The sequence below is a fragment of the Mucilaginibacter sp. P4_A11 genome (assembly GCF_056402535.1).
In genome coordinates this window covers 518,127-539,450 of sequence record NZ_JBFUHE010000001.1, presented here as the reverse complement: position 1 = coordinate 539,450, position 21,324 = coordinate 518,127, and the positions used below count along the sequence as shown (strand labels likewise).

Here is a 21,324-nt window from a genome sequence, read left to right as displayed (position 1 = left end):
GCCTCGCAATGACATGTTTTTTTGCAACCAGTTTTCATTTTCCATCAACAATAAAAAACAAAAACGGCGATGATCTAACACTCACCGCCGTTTCTTTGAAGTCTCTCCTTTAAGCGAGATTACTTTTTCCAAACGTTATTATCCTGATTATAATCAGGCAATACTTTGTCCGGATCATAAGTAACTGATTCAATTTCTTCTGTCGATGGATATTTGAATGTCCATGAAGCATAGCGCTCCCAAATTTCAACAGGTAGTTTTATACGATCAACTTTACCGCCTTTGGTTTTGATCTCCAGGATAACCGGCATCGCCATTTTACCCAGGTTATCTAAAGTGATCAATGAACCTTTGGTTGGATCGTTATCAACATATTTTACGTCGCTTACAGCAACGTCCAAACGCCAGTCGTTCAGGAACCAGCCTCTCCAAAACCATTGCAGGTTTTCGCCGGCTGCGTTTTCAATGGTTCGGAAAAAATCGTCGGGAGTTGGGTGTTTAAATGCCCAGCGGTTAATATAGGTTTTAAATGCAAAATCAAAACGCTCAGGGCCTAAGATCTGCTCGCGCAACAATACTAAACCTGCGCTTGGTTTTGAGTAAAGCAGGGTACCCGTGTTTCTTTCTTTCAGGTTGGCAGGCTGACTCATGATCGGCTCAAGATCGGGCCTGGTAAAGTTACTGCCGATGGCATGCATATCAGGCACACGGGTGCTTTTGTATTCGCCGTTGTTGAAATTAGCAGTAGACAGCGTGTTGATGAAAGTATTGAAACCTTCATCCATCCAGCCGTACATACGCTCGTTTGAGCCTACGATCATCGGGAACCAGGTATGACCAAACTCGTGGTCGTTTACACCCCAAAGGCTTGCTTTTTTTGCTTTAGCTCCGCAGAAAACGATACCCGGGTATTCCATACCACCAACAATACCGGCAACGGCTGTAGCGGCAGGGTAAGGGAACTCAAACCATTTTGACGAGTTATACTCGATAGATTTTTTAACGTACTCGGTTGAACGGCCCCATGCATCGTTGCCATCGCTTTCAACCGGGTAGGCCGAAATTGCAGTTGATTTTTTACCGCTTGGCAAGTCCATTTTAGCAGCATCAACGATGAATGCGGCTGAAGAAGCCCATGAAGCATCGCGGGCGTTCTTGATTTTAAAGTGCCATGTTAGTTCGGCTTTACCGGCAGGGCGCGATTTTGGATCGGTAACTTCGCTTGCGCTACGGATGATCACTGTGCTTTCGCTCTTTTCAGCAGTTGCCCAGCGTTTCAATTGCTCAGGGGTATATACCTCTTGTGGGTTCAATAATTCGCCCGATGCAACTACGATATGGCTTGCAGGAGCAGTAATATTCAGGTCGAAATCACCATACTCAAGGTAAAACTCGCCCGGGCCGCTATATGGTAGGGTATTCCAGCCCATCACATCGTCATACACACATACGCGTGGATACCACTGTGCAATGGTATAAACTTTACCATTTTTGGTTTGCAGGTAGCCCATACGGTCAGATCCGTAGTTTGGAGAAACAAATGAGTACTCGATTTTAAGTTTAGCCTGGCCGCCGTTGGCTGTAATTTCCTTTGGAAGGAAAACCTGCATCCTTGTATCAGTGATCAGGAATTTAACATCAACATATTCGCCTTTCAGGCCAGCAACCTTTACCGATTTAATTTTGTAACCTGCTTCAAATGCTTCACCACGGCCCCAGTTACGGCTGCCTGCCGGCGGAACGATAGCTGTACCCCTTGAATCAAGTTTAAACAAGTTTTGATCAAGCTGCATCCACACAAAACCTAAGGTTTGCGGACTGTTGTTGGTATAAGTTAAAACTTCCGACCCGGTAATTTCATTGGTTTGATCATTCAGTTTGGCAGCCAATTGATAGTCGGCACGGTTTTGCCAATATTTATACCCTGGCTCGCCGCTTGCTGCGCGAAATTCGGTACCATTTTTAGTGTAAAACCCAGGACCAAAAGTTTCGTGATAATCGTAAACAGAACCGGCGGGTGTGGTAGTGGTGGTAGGTGCTGGCTGCTGGGCGTAACTCACGCTTGCGGCCAACGTAAAGGCAAGGCTGCAACCTGCCATCAGTTTTAGTTTCATGTTCAGTCAAATAAATTGCTTAAAGGAACAAGTATACTACAAATTAGGGAGATGCCAAGGGTTGGTAAAACGATTGTTACGGATTTATTAAATAATTAAATCCATGCTTAAAGCCTATATATCAGGTAGATTTGAATGAGGATTGAGAGGAAGCTTTTAAAAAAATCATGTCATTGAGGTACGAAGCAATCGCACGGAGGTATGGCCGCTCTGTATAGCATGGGATTGCTTCGTACCTTATAATGACGTAATTGTTAGTTATTGATTATTAAGGGTGTTTTTTTCGATCATTTGATAAATGTGGGCGTTGCCTGCGGCCCGTGCTATCCGCTCATACTGCACAGGCATTAGCCACAAGGCCGGTATCCGCTCCTATCACTAACGCGGCCTCCGCACGACATCGCTAAAATATATTTTACACGTCATCACTATTTTTTCCAGGGATGCCCTGGTGGATACTCAATGACATATTGTATTTCTAAATCCTTACTTCCCCAAAAAATGATCAACATAAACCTTTTCATCAAAGCCGAAGAAAAGGAAACCATTATCCTCAATTACCGGACGCTTGATCATGCTGGTTTTTTGCTGTAATAATTGCAGCGCATCGGTATTGGTTTTGATGCTTTCTTTAACTGCCGGGTCAAGCTGTTTCCAGGTGAGGCCTTGTTTGTTCATGAATTTTTCGTAGCCGGCTTTGGTATCCCATTCCTGGAGCTTTTCGGTGCTTACACCCAGCTTTTTAAAATCCTGGAAATCATAAGCTACTTTATTTTCTTTAAGCCAGTCGAGGGCTTTTTTTACTGTGTTGCAATTGGTTATTCCGTAAACTTTCATAGGGTAAATTTACTGATTAAACCAATATGCCTGTAGTTGCAAACTACAGGCATAGGCATCCAAAGTCAGGAGACTTCGGATAACATATCGAAAAAATATCATTTAACAATTAACCATTGCCGCCGCTATTGCTTTTGCCGCCGCCTTTGGTATCATCATTATTAATACCGCGCTGGTTCTTTTTTATATCGCCATTCAGTTTACCAAACTTATAGTTTAGCCTGATAGCGAAATGGCGGTACCGGTTATTGTATACCGACTCCTGGTCAAAATCAACGGTGTGGGTAGTCGACCGGAACGCACGGTATTTACTATAGGGGTTGTTGGCTACTAACGATATGGTCATTTTCTTATTCAGGAGTTCTTTTGAAACCACGTAAGAATTATAAATAAAATTGCTCGATTTACCCTGTAAAGTAACATCACCGCTAAAGAAACCTGCATCAAGGCCAACACGGTAGCCACCATCAAACTTGTAACCAATATTGGCGAAAGCATTACCAGTGTAACCGTCGTTTTTATAAAACTGGCCGTTATACGTTCCTTTTAACCATACGTGTGAAATTTGTCCGTTGATGTTAACCGTAAACTTTTTAGTAATAGAGTAGTTGGTATTAAGGTTTAAACCAAGTGTACGGTTGCTGCCCAGGTTTTGATAGGTGGTATAAGTAACCGTGTCAATATGATCGCCCATATTATTTTGAACCAGGCTGGTTACATTCTGTATAGCATTATTGGAGAATGCATAGCTCAAACCAACATTGATTGATCCTTTTGAAAAGTTACTGTAGTTTAACTCAAATGTATTATTCAATTCAGGTTTCAGATCGGGGTTACCGGTGTTGATGAATTTAGGGTTCGATTTATCAATAAAAGGGTTTAACTGGTAAATGCCCGGTCTTTGGATGCGCTGGGTAAAGCCCAGGCTAATGCTGCTGCTTTTCATCGACCGCTGGATAGATACCGACGGGATAAAATTATTATAGCTTTTATCAAGCGGCGTACCTGTAAACACGGCATCCACCTGGGTATGCTCTAAGCGCAGCCCTGCTTTGCCCGTCCATTTTTCAAACTTTAATTGGTACGAGTTATAAGCACTGTACACATCCTGATGATAATCAAACTCACCGGTTTGACCTGCATTTATATTATATACCGAACTGGTTGAATCTTTATCCTCGCGTCTATAATCGCTGAAATTGTTACGGAGGATCACTTTACCACCGGCTTCAATACTGATCTTTTTTAATGGATAGGCGTAATCTAACTGAAAAGTATGCTCGCGGTTACCAGCGTTATTATACTGCCTGAAATCGGGCTGAATGGCGTTGTAATAATTAACTCTGTCCGAAAACTGGTTGTCAGTAACATTCTTGCTCGGCCCATAGCTGTATTTGTAGGACAAAGTAAGCAATTCATCTTTGTGCCCTTTAAAACCTAACTGGTAATTGATAGATGCATCAAGCCCCTGGTCATGATTATAGCCATTGCTTTGCAGGTTATAACCCTGGGTAAGGTCACCAGCGGCGTTTGTCTGGGCAGATCGTTGCGTGCCGTCCTGGTCAAATTCGCCATGGAAAAACTCGAATGAGCCGGTAAGCAGGTTCAGGGTATCTATCTCATAGCTCATCTCGGCGTTAGCATAACGGTATTTACCACCAAAAGTATTGGTACCATCCTGTAATATGGTCGACCGTACCATTCTCGAATCTGGCTCGAACTGGGTTTGTGTAGTTGTAAAAGTATTAGTATTGTGCCTTTGGTTACCAAAACCAGCATAGCCTGAAACTCCGAATTTACCCTGCTTGGCAGTCATGTTCAGGTTATATCCCGGGCCCCATACACTATTATAGCGCATATTAACGCTGCCATTATAGCCTTGGTCGGCGTTCTTTTTAGTGATAATGTTAATTATACCTGCCAAACCCTCGGCATCGTATTTTGCAGGTGGCGTGGTGATCACCTCAATTTTTTCGATGTTAGTGGCCGGCATAGCTTTCAATACATCTGACGGATTTTTAGCCATCAGCGCCGATTCTTTCCCATTGATCAGGATCTTGTATTTGCCACTACCTTTTAACTTGATATTATCATCACCATCTACAGCCAAAAGCGGAACTTTACGCATCATATCTAACGCAGAAATGGCCTTACTTTCGGGATCGGCGGTAACATCATAGCTGAGGCGGTCAACCTCCTGCTTCATTACCGGTTTTACGGCCGTAATGGTTACTTCGTTCAATTGTTTGCTTGATGCTGCTACCAGGATGCGCCCGGCATCAAACGTTTTATCGGTTATTTTTACCGGAAGCACTTTGGTTGCATACCCGACAGAAGCTACCACCAATTGATAGGTTTTGCCTTCGGGAGCTTTCAGCTCAAAGCTGCCATCGTCTTTGGCGAGGGTACTTTTAACCGGGGTTTTGGTTGCGGCATCCTGCAATGCAACAGTACCATACCCCAATGGTTTGTTGGTTGCAGAATCGATCACCGTGCCCTTAACAGTTATATTTTGAACAGGGACTGGTGCTGCAGCCTGGGCCATAGCCATACCCGTGACAAAACAGCAGATAACTGTTAATAAAAATTGTTTCATAATTGCGATTTTGGTCATAAGACGTTTAAGATACCCGAGCGTGACACCAAAAAATATGCGTTTAACACTTTTTAACGTTTGCCAGTGCCGGGTAACGGATTAGTTACTCAGGTTATTAATTGCGGCTTCCGCTGCTGGCATCATCGTTATTAATACCACGTTGATTTTTCTTTATACTACTGTTAAGCCTGCCAAATTTGTAGCTCAGGCTTACATTAATTGTGCGATAAAAGTTGTTGTTGGCAGTGTAAGTTTCAAAGCCATCGCCTTTGGTATAATAATCGAGCTTGTTGAATTTTTTGAACGGATTGTTAACGTTTAGGGATAAGTTCACCTTTTCTTTAAACATGGTTTTGCTGCCGCTGACAGAGCTGAAGAAGAAATAATTATCCTTTCCCTGCAACAACACGTAACGACTATCGTAACCTATATTTAAGCCGGCGCGGTAGCCGCCATCAAATTTGTAGCTGGTGTATGTAAAAATGTGCCCCTGATTACCGCTGTTACTAAAAAGCGAACCATTATAATAACCTTTCAACCAAACAAATAGCAACTCGGCATTTATATTTATGTTCAGCTTTTGGGTGATGGGATAGTTCACATTCAAATCAAAGCCCCAGTTTTTATTAGAACCCACGTTGGCGTAGGTTGTTGTAGTAACACCCGAATCAACACTGGCCAGGTTTTGTACCGTATTATTGGCAAATGAGTAATTGGTGCTCAGATTGATAGAGCCTTTGGCAAAATTGCTGTATCCCAGCTCAAAATTATTGGTAACAGCCGCTTTCAGGTTAGGGTTACCTACGTTACGGTATTGAGGGTTGGAATTATCGGTATAAGGGTTAAGCTGGTAAATACCCGGGCGCTGGATACGTTGGGTAAAGCCAAGCGTAAGGCTGCTGCTTTTCAGGCTCCGTTGTAACGATACCGAGGGCACAAAATTATCATAGTCCTGGTTAACAACCGGTTTCCCTACCGCGAAATTGGCATCAACCGTAGTATGTTCCAGGCGCATACCGCCTTTAAAAGCCCATTTGGTTAGCTTAACCGAATAGGAATTGTACACGCCATAAATGTTTTGCTTGTAAGTAAAATTGTTCACCTGTGCAGTATCGGCATGGTATTCGTTGTCCACATCGCTCTTTACATCGGTATTAAACTGGCTGTAATTATTACGCAGGGTTACCTTACCACCAGCCTCAACAGTCAGGATTTTGGACGGCTGGATATAATCTAACTGAAAAGCATGCTGCTTTGAACCCGAGTTATTGTATTGCCTGTAATCTTTAGGGACGCCTTCGCCGCTAAAGTCATTGCCTTTCGTGGCTTCGCTGGTTTGAAGGTTGTTATTATAATTGTATTTATAGGATACAGTAAGCAACTGCTCCTTATTTTTTTTAAAGCCTAACTGGTAGTTCAGCCCCACATCCGATCCTTTAAATTCGCCTGTACCATTGTTAAACAGCCGGTAAAATTGAGTAACCGCGTCGGCACCATCACGTTGGGTGGTAACCTGGTAATTTTGCGAATTACTTTTTCCATTATAAAAATCAAACATACCGGTAATCAGGTTAAGGGTATCAACCTCATAACTTAACTCGCCGCTACCGTACAGATTTTTACCACTGTTGCCTCTTGTACCGGTTTGACTAAGTGTTGACTGTGGATCGGTTGACTGCGGTTTAAAAAAAGTGGTCATGTTTTCGAACGAAGACTCCCTGAACGGCCTGTAATTATAGCCCGTATATCCGCTAAAACCGAATTTACCTTGTTTTACCGTTAAGTTTACATTGGCACGTTCGCCGTAAACGCTATTATAACCAGTATTAATACTTACGTTATAGCCCTGGTCGGCATTTTTTTTCGTGATGATGTTGATGATCCCCGCCAGGCCCTCGGCATCATATTTTGCGGGCGGTGTGGTGATCACCTCTATCTTTTCGATATTGGCAGCCGGCATCGATTTCAACACATCCGATGGATTTTTGGCCATCATAGCCGATTCCTTGCCGTTGATCAGGATTTTATAATTATCATTTCCACGCAGCTTGATTGCATCGTTGCCATCCACAGAAAGTAAAGGTACTTTACGGATCATATCAAGTGCGGTGATCGATTTACTTTCCGGATCGGCCTGTACATCATAACTCAGGCGGTCAACCTCCTGTTTCATCACCGGCCTTACGGCTGTTACGGTAACTTCCTTTAACTGTTTGCTCGATGCCGAAAGCAGGATCCTGCCCGCATTAAATGTATTACCTGTAAGTTTAACGGGAATAGTTTTGGTAGCATAACCTATAAAAACAGCCACCAGTTGATAAGTTTTACCTTCTGGCGCTTTCAGTTCAAAACTGCCATCATCTTTAGCTAAAGTGCTTTTTACCGGGGTTTTGGTAGCGGCATCCTGCAGGGCAACGGTAACATAACCCATAGGTTTGTTTACAGCTGAATCAATGATAGTACCTTTTACGGTGATATTGGGAACTGCCGGGGCAGCTGTAGTGGGTGCTTTTGTTTGAGCAAATAAGAGCGTAGAAAAGTAACAGCAAAGTACCGTTAACAGGATTTGTTTCATAAGGTTATTTAGGTTTACAAGACGTAAGAACACCTCCGTGTGTTACAACACGAATTACGATTTGAACGCTTTTTTAACTAATTTATTAGTTTGTAACAGGCATGTTACTTATTATAACGGGTCATGGTAAGTTCGGTACCGATGGTTGCAAAACTCTTGATCATCTCTATTGATCGGTCTATTAATGCCGGGAGTTCTGGTTGTTCATCCTTATCAAAACCGCTCAGCACATAATCAACCTGGCGGCCTTTGGGGTAGTTATCACTTACGCCAAAGCGCAAACGGGCATAATTACTATGGCCAAGGGTAGCTTCAATATTTTTAAGGCCGTTATGGCCCGCAGCACTACCTTTTGGTTTAAGGCGAAGGGTACCAAGCGGCAGAGCAATATCATCTACAATAACCAATACATTCTCAATAGGGATCTTCAAATCCTTCATCCAATGGTTAAGGGCTTTACCGCTCAGGTTCATGTAGGTGGTAGGTTTAACAAGGCACAGGGTACGGCCTTTGTGCGATACTTCGGTATAATAAGCCAGGCGCGAGTTTTGGAACCTTGCCCCCTCCTGCTTAGCCAACTCATCCAACACCATAAAACCGATATTATGCCTTGTATCAGCATACTCCGGACCAATATTTCCTAAACCTACTATTAAATATTTCATGCCCCCTGGCCTCCGCTAATCAGCGGAGAAATTTATGAAGCTATCCAAAACCAATAATACAATCGTCATTGCGAGGTACCAAGCAATCGCGAACTATACAGGTCGGACCTGCTGATCGGGGATTGTTTCGTACCTCGCAATGACGTATTGGTTACGTTTTCAGAAACCTCTGAGTAATTAATTAAAATTTTATGCGAAGATATTATTTATTGCTTAAACAAAAACAGCGATAGATTGCTCTACCGCTGTTTTTTGTTCGCCTCTTATTCCCCCTTTAGGGGGTTAGGGGGCGGCAATTATTTTTTACCTGAAGCTGCTTCTTGTTCAGCCTGACGTAATGCACGTGAGGTAGTTACAGAAACAATGGTATCTTCTTTAGCGTTGGTGATAGTTAAGTTATCCAATTTAATATCAGATACTTTTACTGATTTACCTACTTCAAGAGATTCGATGCTTACTTCAATGGCATCAAGATGATCTTTAGGAAGCGCTTTGATACGCAGTTTCCTTAATTTCTGAACCAGTTTACCACCTACTTTAACACCTGGAGAAGTTCCGGTTAATTTTACCGGGATTTCGATGGCGATAGGTTTTTTCTCATCTAACAATAAAAAGTCAACGTGAGTGATTTTTTCAGTTAGTGGGTGGAACTGAATGTCCTGGATGATGGCTTGTGAAGTAACACCAGCAACTTCCAGGTTGATGAAATGAACAACCGGAGTATAAACTACGGCTCTCAAATCAGCTGCGGACACTGCAAAGTGGGTTTGTGTAGCACCACCATAAAGAACTGCAGGCACCAGGCCATTGTAACGCAGCTCTTTCGCGTCTCTTTTCCCTACGTTCTCTCTTAGAGAACCGCTAATAGCAATTGATTTCATTTTTATTTATTTGTTTATTATTTATAGTCCACGGTCTATCGACCATGGATTTGCTTTTATTCTTTTTTATCAACCCAAGCCATGGACTATCGACCATCGGCTGTGGACTTAATACTTTAACCTACTCCACCTTAAACAACTGGCTTATCGAACCGTGCTCATTTACATTGCTTATCGCTTTTGCAAACAGTTCGGCGGTTGAAAGCACCCTTATTTTAGGGCTGCTGTGTTTAAGTGGTATAGTATCGGTAACTATCAGTTCGGTTAATGCCGAGTTTTCGATAGTTTCATAAGCCTTACCTGATAATACAGGGTGGGTACAAACGGCGCGTACGCTTCGTGCCCCACGCTCCATGATCAGTCCGGCTGCTTTTGCAAGGGTACCGGCAGTATCACAAATGTCATCAATAAGCACAATATCCTGGTCGGTAACATCACCTATCAGCGTCATGGCTTCAATTTCATTGGCGCGTTTACGGCGTTTATCGCAAATTACCACTTCGGCATTAAAGAACTTGGCAAAGCTCCGGGCCCTGTATGAACCGCCCATATCAGGCGATGCAATAGTAAGGTGACCTAAACCAAGGCTTTTGATATAAGGTACAAAAATGATGGAAGCATCAAGGTGATCAACCGGAATATCAAAAAATCCCTGGATCTGCGCAGCGTGCAAATCCATGGTCATGATCCTGTTGATGCCTGCTGCAACCAGCAGATTAGCTACCAGCTTTGCACCAATGGCAACACGTGGCTTATCTTTCCTGTCCTGACGCGCCAAACCAAAATAAGGTATAACAGCGTTTACATAATGGGCAGATGCACGGCGAGCGGCATCAATCATCATCAGTAACTCCATTAAATTATCAGTAGGCTGGTGAGTTGACTGGATCAGGAAAACATCGCATCCCCTTACAGATTCATTAAAATGCGGCTGGTATTCACCATCGCTAAAACGCGATATCACAACTTCACCTAACTCACGACCGTAAGCATCAGCTATAAGATGCGCAAGCTCCTGCGAGCCTGATCCTGCAAATAATTTAACCGGGTTAAATTGTAAGGGCATTTTTTATGATTTTGGATTTTGGATGTTCGATTCCGGATTGGATCTTCTACCCTGTTAAAGATAGAAAACTCCTTTGCACAAACCTCTTAAAACACAATTCGGATTTCAAGTTTTCAAAACGGAATAAATCCGAAATCAAAAATTCGAAATCCGAAATCTTAATGTTGCCCGACCAGGATTCGAACCTAGACAAACGGTACCAAAAACCGTCGTACTACCATTATACTATCAGGCAATCTCCTTTGGTTTGTTTTACTCCCCGAAAAGGAATGCAAATATAGCGCGAATATTTGATTCTCAAAACAGAATTTTAAAAAATTTCATTAACTCCTCAAATACAGGAAAATAAATTTCAATTATGCCCTAAATGGCCATTTTTGATGCCAACATCCCAATAGTTTTGTTATTTTCGGCTGCATTAATCCTGTTTTTTACATAGCATTCAAACATGAATTACAAAAAACTCAACAATATATTTGGCTGGATAGCCTTTATTATTGCCACAGTAACTTACATTTTAACCCTTGAGCCATCATCAAGCTTTTGGGATTGCGGCGAATTTATCGCTTGTATTTACCGCTTGCAAGTAGCCCACCAGCCCGGTGCACCTTTATTTACCATTATAGGTAAGGTATTCACCTTGCTATCTATGGGCGATAATACCAAAGTGGCTTACTGGGCCAACATGGCATCGGCCCTGGCCAGCGGCGCTACCATCATGTTTTTGTTTTGGACCATCACGGCACTGGCCAAAAAACTACTGGTTAAAACACAGGAACAGCTTACTGTTACTAATCTCATCCTTATTATAGGGTCGGGCCTTGTAGGTGCTTTGGCCTATGCATGGTCGGATACATTCTGGTTCTCGGCAGTTGAATCGGAAGTTTACGCACAATCATCACTTTGTACAGCCGTAGTATTTTGGGCCATATTAAAATGGGATGCCCATGCAGATGAGCCTCATGCCGACAGATGGATAGTTTTTATTGCCTATGTAATGGGCCTTTCTATAGGGATCCACCTACTAAACCTGTTGGTGATCCCGGCTATCGGCCTGGTAATCTATTTCCGCAGGGTAAAAAATGTGACTACCCAAGGAACGCTGCTTACCTTTTTTGCAAGCGTTGTGGCATTGGCATTTGTACTTTGGGGGGTTATACAATATACTGTGAAAGGCGCTGCCTTTTCCGATCTGCTTTTTGTGAACACCCTGGGTATGGGCTTTGGCAGCGGCGCAGTTGTATTTTTTGTACTGCTTATCATTACCATTGTTGCCGGCATTTACTACACCATAAACCCAATCAAACCAGCTATTATTTTAGCCGCGGTATGCTTTGTTTTGATATTAGGTATCAGCGGCGGCATTATTGGTCTTGTAATAAGCGTAGGTGTTTTAGCCCTATTAGAATATGTGGTAAAGATCCGCGAAAAACGCTTCGCGCTCAACAGCTTTTTGATCTGCCTGCTGTTTATCCTGTTTGGCTACAGCTCGTTCGTGATGATCGTTGTAAGGGCAAAGGCTAATCCCAACCTGAACAACAGCGACCCTGAAAATGCCTTCGCCTTAAACAGCTACCTTAACCGCGACCAATACGGCGATACTCCTTTATTATATGGTCAGTTTTTTGATTCGGAAGCCACAGCCCAAACCGAAGGCTCTAATATTTACCGTCGCGGCCAAACCAAATACGAAGTTGCCGGTAAAAAACTGAATACAGTTTATGATCGTAATACTATATTCCCACGTATGTTTAGCGATAAGCCCGGTCACCCGGACTTTTACCGCGAGTGGACAGGTCTTGGCGAAAGCGAACACCCTACCTTTGGCTCAAACATCAGCTTTTTCGGCAAATGGCAAATTAACCAGATGTATACCCGCTACTTCCTGTGGAACTTTGCAGGCCGGGCTAATGACCTCGATGGTCAGAGCTTAAATTCGGGGGCCGATGGTGAATGGATCAGCGGCTGGAATTTTAACAAGCCCCTGCCCTATTCGGTTACGCAAAGTAAAAGCTATAACCGCCTGTTCTTTTTACCGCTTATTATCGGCTTGTTTGGCGCAGTGTTTCATTTTGCACGTAACCAGCGCGAAGCCGGTGTTGTTGCCATCCTGTTTGTTTGTACCGGTTTAGCCATTGTGCTTTACCTAAACCAGGATCCGCTGCAGCCACGCGAACGTGATTATGCTTACGCCGGTTCCTTTTATGCCTTTGCTATATGGATTGGCTTGGGAGTAATAGGCATCGCCGATGTATTAAGCAAAAAGCTTAATGCAAAGGTTAGCGCTATCATCTCTACCGTGGTTTGTTTACTGGCTGCACCTTTATTGATGGCCAACCAGGAATGGGATGATCACGACCGCTCAACCAAGCTTACCCCGCATGATATGGCTTATAACTACCTTAACTCATGCGCGCCAAATGCCATTTTGTTTACCTATGGCGATAATGATACTTACCCGCTTTGGTACATCCAGGAGGTTGAAAACGTACGTCCCGATGTGCGCATTGTAAACCTAAGCCTGCTGGGTACCGACTGGTATATCCACGGTATGAAAAATAAGATGAACGAGTCGGAGCCATTGCCAATCAGCATGCCTAACGATAAATTTAAACCGGGCGTACGGGATGTGATCTATTTTAACGATCAGAAAATCCCTGGCGCAACTGAATTGAAAGATATTTTTGATTTTATTACTTCTGATAAAAAAGAAGCCATGGTTGAGTATAACAACGGCGATGTTGCCAATTACCTGCCCACCAATAAATTCAAACTAACTGTTAACCCCGATGAAGTAGTTAAAACCGGCACCGTAGCATCGGCCGATAAAGCTAAAATAGCCCCTGAAATGGACTGGACATTCAGCGGTCGTTATGTTACCAAAGATGTGCTGGCGATGATGGATATCTTATCGCATAACGACTGGAAGCGCCCTATCTACTTTTCGGTTACCGTACCTAACAGCAATATGATAGGTTTGGATAAATACATGTACAACGAAGGTTTTGCTTACCGTTTGTTGCCTTTAAAACCGGATACCGCTGTTGGTGCGCTTGAAGCCAGCAACACTGCTAAGATGTACGAAAACATGATGACCAAATACAAATGGGGCAACATGAAAAACGCCACTTATCTTGACCACGAATCAATGACCATGTTTTACCCGCTCATCACCAGGCTTTATTCAACCCTGGCCGACGATCTGGCAAAAGCCGGCAAACCTGATTCGGCCCGTAAAGTGTTGAAGAAATATGACGAGGTAATGCCAACAACCATTAACTCGTTAGAGATAGCGGTGCGTAAATATTATATGATCGAAAACGCTTACCGCTTAAATGATATTCAGCTGGGTAACAAACTGGCTAATTTGGTTGATGATTATGTGAACAATCAGCTCGATTACAGCTATGCCATGCTGCAAAAAGGTGAAACCAACCTCGAAAACCGCGACCTGCAATATTCCATGCAGATATTGGGTGGATTAGTTGAGTTTGCCAAACAGAACAAGCAGCCCCAATTGTTCAACAAGTTCAGCGCGCAGCTGAGCGGCTTTGAAAAGAAATTTGGAGTAACGGGAAAAAGGTAAATTGACCTTAATGTTTTCTTGAAATGCCTGCCTTAAAAAGCGGGCATTTTTTTTTCGTTTCGAAAACTGGTCGAAGTTTAACGATAGCGTAAGTTCGACCAGAGACCGATGCCCCTTGTTATATCATCAATTAAAACATCACCGTTATTTATTGTTTATACTATGTGTAATTTATATTTGCCACAATGAAGATCCTCCTCATAGAAGATGAACCCAAACTGGTATCCATTATCCAGCGCGACCTAACCGCCGAAGGACACGAGTTAAGTGTGGCACTCGATGGCATAACAGGTTTGGAGATGGCTACCAAAATGGATTTTCAATTGATCATTCTGGATATCATGCTGCCTGGCATTAATGGCATTGAAATTTGCCGCAGGTTAAGGCAGGCTAATCAGCAGGCAGCCATATTAATGCTCACAGCCCTCGGCACCACCGAAAATATAGTAGTAGGGCTGGATAGCGGTGCCGACGATTACATGGTTAAACCCTTCAGCCTGGCCGAGCTTAACGCCCGGATCCGCACCCTGGCCCGGCGTAATACCGCCCTTGCGCAGCCATCAAATGTGATACAGGTTGCCGACCTGATAATTAATACCGACGAAAAATCAGTTAAAAGGGGCAACAAAACCATTGAGCTTACCGCCACCGAATACCGGCTGCTGGAGTTTTTGGTGCGAAATAAAAACCACATGCTTAGCCGCATAGAAATACTGGAGCACGTTTGGAACATTGATTTTAACATGGGCACCAACGTGGTAGACGTATATATTAACTACCTGCGTAAAAAAGTAGATAAAGATTTTGAGCCCAAGCTCATCCACACCGTTATTGGCATGGGTTACATTTTTAAAAATAACGCTGCATGACCATCCAAAAAAAAGTTGCACTGCTGTTCCTTGCCTTAACGGTATCGGTGATTTTAGTGTTCAGCGCGGCCATTTTTTATTTTGTACACCAGTTTACCTTCGACGATTTTTACAAGCGACTGGAAACCCGTGTAAACATCTCCTCACAGATCCACCACCTTAACGATCGCGACAGCCTGGGTATGTACAAGGAAATACGCCAGCGATACCTTGAACGCCTCATTGATGAAAAGCAATACATTATTAAACCCGAGGTTTATACCAAAGGCAAAACGGTAAAAGGGGTTCCGCGCCAGCTGATAGATAATATCATTACCAACGGAAAATCGAGGTTTAAAGCCGCCAATGTATTTTACGCCGGCAATATCTTCCACTTTCCGGAGGGCGACGCCATTATTGTAGTTTCTGCAACCAACCCATCGGGGCTTAGTGAGCTTAATGATCTTGAGCAGGTATTGATTGTCAGTTTCCTGATCTCGATATTAATAGTTTACCTCATTGGTCGCCGGTTTTCATACCATACCTTTAAGCCGGTACGTAAAATCATCAAAAAAGTAAACAGCATTACAGCCAGCAACCTGCATTTACGTTTGGAGAATTATAGCGGCAAAGACGAAATAGCCGAACTTACCCAAACCTTCAATAATATGCTCGACAGGCTGGAAACCGCTTTTGAAACCCAGAATAACTTCATCAGCAATGCATCGCACGAGTTGCGCACACCACTGGCCATTATTAAAGGCGAGGCCGAGATCTCGCTTAAAAATATAGATAAGCCCGGGGCCGATCTTCATAAAAACCTGAATGAGATTTTGACCGGCACCCAAAGTTTGCAGGATATTATTACCAGTTTACTGGGGCTGGCGCAAAGCGGGTTCGACGGTAAAAAACAAAACTGGGAACAGATCCGTGCCGATGAACTGGCGTTTATGGTTAAAGATGCTGTAGATCACATCATCCCTACAAACAGGCTGAGCATTGATTTTTCGTCGCTGCCCGATGATGTGGACAGCTTGGTAACACAGGGAAATATCAATCTTCTTAAGCTGGCTATAAGCAATATTGGCCTTAATGCCTGCAAATACTCCGAAAACAAACCTGTAGTACTTAAAGTATACGCCGAAAATAACAGCATCATCTTTAGCGTGAAAGACGAAGGTATCGGTATCCCCGAGCGCGAGCTGCAGCATATTTTTGAGCCTTTCTTCAGGGCTTCCAATACCGGCAAATACGAAGGGCACGGCGTAGGCCTCCCCCTGGCGCTGAACATTGTACGCCTGCATAAGGGCAACATCGGCATTATCTCCAAACAAGATGAAGGCACCGAGATCAGGGTGATGCTGCCGATTTATCGTGAGGAGAAATAGCTTTAGTAAAGAGTGGGGCAGTCTGAGCCTGTCGAAGACTCGCGCGCAGAGGCCCTGCCCACATGCTTCGACAAGCTCAGCATGCCCCTTATTTAATTATGTCATGTTGAGGATGTAAAATCCAGGGACTTTGAAGGAGAAATGACATTTACCCCTTGTCATGCCGAGTGTTTAAATCCGTTGGACTCTGAAGGTGAAATGACATGCCCCCATCGTCATGCCGAATTTATTTCGGCACCCCACAGGACAGGTAGCCGCTTTGCTTAGCATTGCTGCTTAGCGAGTGAGGTGCTGAAACAAGTTCAGCATGACCTTATTTTTATTATGTCATGCTGAGGCACGAAGCATCTTCTTCGCTCTGTATAGCGGTCATGCTTGTTGAAGAAGATCCTTCGTACCTCAGGATGACAGTTTTTTTTAATTATGTCATGTTGAACTTGTTTCAACACCTCACTCGCTAAGCAACATGCTAAGCAAATCGCTTACCCTTCCTGTGGGGTGCCGAAACAAGTTCGGCATGACGGTGTAGTGATTATCTTTTAATGATAATTATTAAACTCTAATCAAATTCTAATCTCGTTCTTAAACCGCTTTAATGCCCGGTACCTACTATTGTATCAACAAACAGTAGTAAACACAAAAAAAGGTATCATTATGAAAACACTGAACATCATCATCCCGTCTGATTTCACTTTATCATCACTAAACATTATACCTGTTTTAGCAGAGCGCTATCCCAAAGAAAAACTGAATATATCGCTCGTTCATTTCCTGCAACTGTCCGATTCTATATCCGATCTGTTATTGCTATCCCGCCGCAGCAGGGAATATCAGCTCATCAGCGATGAATTTTATGCCGGCTGTAACATGCTTAAAGCCGATTACCCGGATCAGATCATCAGCTTAACGCCCGACTTTTTTTACGGTAACACAGTAGCTGTATTTAAAAACTACCTCGAAGCAAAAGAAACCGACCTCATAGCTATGCCTGAAAATCATACCTACCAAAGGTTAACACCAAACAGCTTTGATCCGGCTATACTAATGGAGCGGAGCAGGTACAAAACAATCACCCTTAAAGCCGCTGTTAAACAGCCTTTAACTGTACTTAAAACCCAAACCGAACACGAATTGCTGGAAGTTTAACATTTATCAAATTCATTAAAAAAGATAATCTATGCTATTGAAAGAAAACATCCCGGTAAAATATGTGGTAGGGAAAATTAAGAATGAGCTTTTACTGGTTGCTGCTTATGCAGTATCTATAGCCTTATTCCATCGTTTTTTCCCCGAGTACCGCATTTCAATCCCAATCGCCGTTCCGGCAATATTGGCTACCATTATATCACTATTGCTGGCCTTCCGCTCAAACCAGGCTTATGACCGCTGGTGGGAAGCCCGGAGTATTTGGGGAGCCATCGTGAACGATTCAAGATCGCTTACCCGCGAGCTGATCACCTTTTTAGATGGTGATAGCGATGCCTGCGAAGAAATAGAGGGCTTCAAAAAACGATTTGTTTACCGGCAGATAGCTTGGTGCTTCGGTTTAAGCCAATCGTTACGCAAGCAGGACCCTTATGCAAAAAACGGCCATCTGTTAGTTGACGAAGAGGTAAAATTCACCCATCGTTTTACAAATGTGCCTAACAGCTTGTTAAAGCTACACGGGCTCGACCTGAAGCTGGCTTACAAAAACGGATGGCTGAATGATTACCAACAGGTACAGATAGATGGTACGCTTAACCGCCTTTGTGATGCTATGGGTAAATGCGAGCGGATCAAGAACACGGTATTCCCGGTTACCTACAGCTTATATATCCACTTTTGCCTGTACCTGTTCATTATACTGCTGCCATTTGGCCTCATCGAGTTCTTCGGTATGTTTGAAGTACCGCTGATCATTGCTATAGCAGCAGCATTTTTACTGGTAGAGAAAATGGCTATCCACCTGCAGGACCCATTTGAAAGCAAACCAACAGATACCCCAACAACTGCCATATCGCAAACCATTGAACGCGATTTAAAGCAGATGCTTAACGATAAACATGAGAGTGAAAAGGTAGCAGTACAACCTGCCGCCGCTAAAGCCGACGTATATTATATACTGTAAGCTTTACACCCCTGTGCGGGAAGGCACAGGGGTTCACTTAATTATTCTTTGAAACCTAAACCTTCTTCTTTCATTTTCTCCTTTACCACCGGTACCGAACTTTTGCCTACGCCATGCAAATGCAAAAACTCCTTTTCGGTAAGTTTTGATAATTCAAGCAATGATGTAATACCGGCATTAGCCAAAGCACGCCGGGCAGGGTTACCCAGTTTGCCAAAAGGGTTTCCTGATTCTTCAGTATTCATAATGAGTAGTTTTAATTGGTCATCAAATTTAGCATCAAAAGCCCGGTTGCAGGCAACACCCCAATAACATTAATGTTCAGGTTTAAAAGCATGAACCATCTGCTCCTTTTTTTAAAGGTACTCCCCTGCTGTGAAAGGGACTTTTAATTGTGTTGTGCGTGTCATGCTGAGTGTTTAAATCCGTTGGACTCTGAAGGTAAGATGACAAAAGAAGGTCTGTCAGTCTGAACCTGTCGAAGACTCGTGCGGAGAGGCCTGCCCGCCATGCTTCGACAGGCTCAGTATGACACCCTTTTTTAAGTTGTCATGGGTAGGTACGAAGCATCTTCTTCGCTCTGTATAGCGGTCATGCTTGTCGAAGAAGATCCTTCGTACCTCAGGATGACAAGCGTTTTTTAAATTATGTCATGGGCAGCCTGTAGAAGCATGGCGGGCAGGCCTCTCCTCGCGAGTCTTCGACAGGTTCGGGTTGACAGGGCCTCATTGCCTGATGTCAAAAAAACACGCCTTAACACACATACTTTTTATTGTGGTAATAATAACTTACAATCATTTTTTTATGTTTGCGCTTCCAAAAAACGCCCTATGGAATTTGAAAAATTAGCAGCCCAAATTAAATTAGAAATAGCCAAACTGGATACCACCCCCGAGCTCGATAAGATCAACAAGGCTTTCGACGAAAAGATCCGTAAAGTGGAGGAAGCCCGCCGCGAAAAGCTGGCTACCGTACCCGACAACGCCGTTGAAAGAAAGAAACTGATTGCCGCCCTCGAAGCTCTCGGCGAAAAATATGTTGAACCTGCTAAAAAGAAGAGCAAGGAATAACGGAATTAGGTTAGGTAGAAGAATTTGAAGAAGGTCGGCCGGGTTTGGCGGGCCTTTTTTTGTTTGATGACGATGGGTGTCCGTCCGCAGCGGGGGCGGGATTTTGTTGCTGATGCCTACTGTTCAGTTTTTGAAAGTGTAAACACCTTGTTTTTTTTTGTGAAATTGAACTCCTGATAATCAGTGTTTTATAAATTTATAAATCTGTTCAAAATCCTGATTTGAACAGATTGTATTTGATAATCAATGGTTTATGTAAATTGATTTTTAAACGCTGAACACCCCGTTTTAAAAAACTGAACACTGACAAAATGATGTCACCATCGGGGGGCTTTTTAGTGGGTAAATTTGAGTGCCTTTCATGATTGCCGGTGGGTTAGCGGCAAATAACGATGGATATTTCCTGCTTTTATTGCGGGACGGGGCAATAATTTTTATGGACCATACTACAGAAAAACCGTTGGTTATCCGGATGATTGAAAAAGATGTGCGGGAAACAGCGGCTAAGTTTGCGCGTAAGGGGCAGGTGGCTTTTTCCGACCCGGATGCTGTGGTTGAGCTTTTTGATATTTACCCGGCCAATGAGTGGATGGCTATGGAAACCGAACACGAAACGCCGCAAATGCTGTTTGGCAACTTTTGGCTGGAGGGCGAACTGTGCATCCTGTTTGCTGATACCAATATGGGCAAAAGCCTGCTGGCTGTGCAGCTTGCCGACAGTATTACCCGCGGCGAACCCATTGCTCCCTTTACGCTCGGGGCCGAAGCCTCGGCGGTGTTGTACATTGATTTTGAACTTACCGGCAAGCAGTTTGAACAACGCTATACCGACGGCCAAAACCGCTATCATTTTGCCTCCGAATTTTACCGCGGCGAATACAACCAGTTTAACCGTGCAAGCTCGCACTATCAAAAGCTCGACAGGTATGTGATTGAGGCTTTAACGCGGGGCATTAAGCGTACGGATGCCCGGGTGCTCATCATTGATAATATTACCTGCCTGCGCAACGGAACCGAGAGTGCCGGGGCTGCCCTGTTGCTGATGAAGGAACTGAAAAAGCTTAAAACCCGCCATGGGTTGAGTATCCTGGTGCTGGCCCATACCCCTAAGCGTAACCCGCGGCTGCCGCTAAGCCGCAATGATTTGCAAGGCAGTAAAATGCTGATCAATTTCTGCGACAGCGCCTTTGCCATGGGCGAAAGTCACCCGATGCCCGGCCAGCGCTATTTAAAGCAGATCAAACAACGCAGCACTGCCGAAACTTATGGTGCCGATAACGTATGCCTTGCCCAATTGGAGCGGCATAATGGTTTTTTAAAGTTTGTTTTTACGGGTAACGATTGCGAGAAAAACCACCTGCGCGAAACCTCAAAGCAAGAACGCGAACAGATGCGCCGGGAGGCCAAAAAATTAATTGACGAAGGTTTAAGCCAGCGGCAGGTGGCCGAGCGGCTTGGGATGAGTGTGGGGAATGTGAATAGGATGCTGAATAGCTCCTTGTAATCTCCCCGGGTATGTATTAAGCTGACGCACGCGTGTCGCGTGTGCTTAATGCGGAAGTAGACTTAGCAGGCGAGGCACACGCGA

General features: G+C 43.8%; 15 protein-coding genes and 1 tRNA gene. 7 read left to right on the top strand and 9 right to left on the bottom strand.

Translation table 11 applies throughout. The annotated features are described in order from the left end of the window. Positions 1-119: 119 nt before the first annotated feature. From AC1DUD_RS02410 to AC1DUD_RS02375, 8 genes are all read right to left on the bottom strand, one after another. The gene (locus AC1DUD_RS02410; RefSeq protein ID WP_477371131.1) at positions 120-2,114 is read right to left on the bottom strand and encodes a M1 family metallopeptidase; all 1,995 of its coding nucleotides are present in this window, start codon (positions 2,112-2,114) and stop codon (positions 120-122) included. 486 nt (positions 2,115-2,600) lie between these two features. Next, a complete protein-coding gene (locus AC1DUD_RS02405) occupies positions 2,601-2,951 on the bottom strand; it encodes a Spx/MgsR family RNA polymerase-binding regulatory protein (protein ID WP_477371128.1) in 351 nt (116 codons plus the stop codon). Between the two features lie 109 nt (positions 2,952-3,060). Beyond that, the gene (locus AC1DUD_RS02400; protein ID WP_477371125.1) at positions 3,061-5,547 is read right to left on the bottom strand and encodes a TonB-dependent receptor; all 2,487 of its coding nucleotides are present in this window, start codon (positions 5,545-5,547) and stop codon (positions 3,061-3,063) included. A gap of 115 nt (positions 5,548-5,662) precedes the next feature. Further along, a complete protein-coding gene (locus AC1DUD_RS02395) occupies positions 5,663-8,122 on the bottom strand; it encodes a TonB-dependent receptor (protein WP_477371122.1) in 2,460 nt (819 codons plus the stop codon). A gap of 104 nt (positions 8,123-8,226) precedes the next feature. Then, complete coding sequence (gene pth, locus AC1DUD_RS02390; RefSeq protein WP_330861496.1) at positions 8,227-8,787, bottom strand: aminoacyl-tRNA hydrolase; 561 nt, start codon at positions 8,785-8,787, stop codon at positions 8,227-8,229. Between the two features lie 296 nt (positions 8,788-9,083). Beyond that, positions 9,084-9,668, bottom strand: coding sequence for a 50S ribosomal protein L25/general stress protein Ctc (locus AC1DUD_RS02385; protein ID WP_477371117.1), 585 nt, complete (start codon positions 9,666-9,668; stop codon positions 9,084-9,086). Positions 9,669-9,789: 121 nt separating this feature from the next. Continuing rightward, positions 9,790-10,734, bottom strand: coding sequence for a ribose-phosphate pyrophosphokinase (locus tag AC1DUD_RS02380; RefSeq protein WP_477371113.1), 945 nt, complete (start codon positions 10,732-10,734; stop codon positions 9,790-9,792). Positions 10,735-10,898: 164 nt separating this feature from the next. Continuing rightward, positions 10,899-10,969: transfer RNA gene (locus AC1DUD_RS02375), tRNA-Gln, on the bottom strand. Between the two features lie 213 nt (positions 10,970-11,182). Between AC1DUD_RS02375 and AC1DUD_RS02370 the strand changes: the two genes are divergently transcribed. The 5 genes from AC1DUD_RS02370 (at position 11,183) to AC1DUD_RS02350 (ending at position 18,666) form a co-directional block, all read left to right on the top strand. Further along, positions 11,183-14,320, top strand: a complete 3,138-nt coding sequence (locus tag AC1DUD_RS02370) for a glycosyltransferase family 117 protein (protein ID WP_477371110.1) — start codon at positions 11,183-11,185, stop codon at positions 14,318-14,320. Positions 14,321-14,505: 185 nt separating this feature from the next. Further along, positions 14,506-15,189, top strand: a complete 684-nt coding sequence (locus tag AC1DUD_RS02365) for a response regulator transcription factor (RefSeq protein ID WP_477371107.1) — start codon at positions 14,506-14,508, stop codon at positions 15,187-15,189. After that, on the top strand, positions 15,186-16,556 hold the full coding sequence (locus AC1DUD_RS02360) for a HAMP domain-containing sensor histidine kinase (RefSeq protein ID WP_477371104.1): 1,371 nt from the start codon (positions 15,186-15,188) through the stop codon (positions 16,554-16,556). Before AC1DUD_RS02365 ends, AC1DUD_RS02360 begins: the two co-directional genes overlap by 4 nt. A 654-nt stretch (positions 16,557-17,210) precedes the next feature. Beyond that, entirely contained in the window at positions 17,211-17,702 is a 492-nt protein-coding gene (locus tag AC1DUD_RS02355) for a hypothetical protein (protein WP_477371100.1), read from the top strand. Between the two features lie 31 nt (positions 17,703-17,733). Next, on the top strand, positions 17,734-18,666 hold the full coding sequence (locus tag AC1DUD_RS02350; protein WP_477371097.1) for a bestrophin family protein: 933 nt from the start codon (positions 17,734-17,736) through the stop codon (positions 18,664-18,666). Positions 18,667-18,707: 41 nt separating this feature from the next. Here the strand turns inward: AC1DUD_RS02350 and AC1DUD_RS02345 are convergent, their stop codons facing one another. Continuing rightward, complete coding sequence (locus tag AC1DUD_RS02345; protein WP_477371093.1) at positions 18,708-18,911, bottom strand: helix-hairpin-helix domain-containing protein; 204 nt, start codon at positions 18,909-18,911, stop codon at positions 18,708-18,710. Between the two features lie 585 nt (positions 18,912-19,496). Between AC1DUD_RS02345 and AC1DUD_RS02340 the strand changes: the two genes are divergently transcribed. Together AC1DUD_RS02340 and AC1DUD_RS02335 are read left to right on the top strand one after the other, a co-directional pair. Further along, positions 19,497-19,736 carry a hypothetical protein gene (locus AC1DUD_RS02340; protein WP_146750056.1) on the top strand — a complete coding sequence of 80 codons (240 nt, stop codon included), beginning with the start codon at positions 19,497-19,499 and terminating at the stop codon, positions 19,734-19,736. 436 nt (positions 19,737-20,172) lie between these two features. After that, the gene (locus tag AC1DUD_RS02335; RefSeq protein ID WP_477371089.1) at positions 20,173-21,240 is read left to right on the top strand and encodes an AAA family ATPase; all 1,068 of its coding nucleotides are present in this window, start codon (positions 20,173-20,175) and stop codon (positions 21,238-21,240) included. Positions 21,241-21,324: the final 84 nt, after the last annotated feature.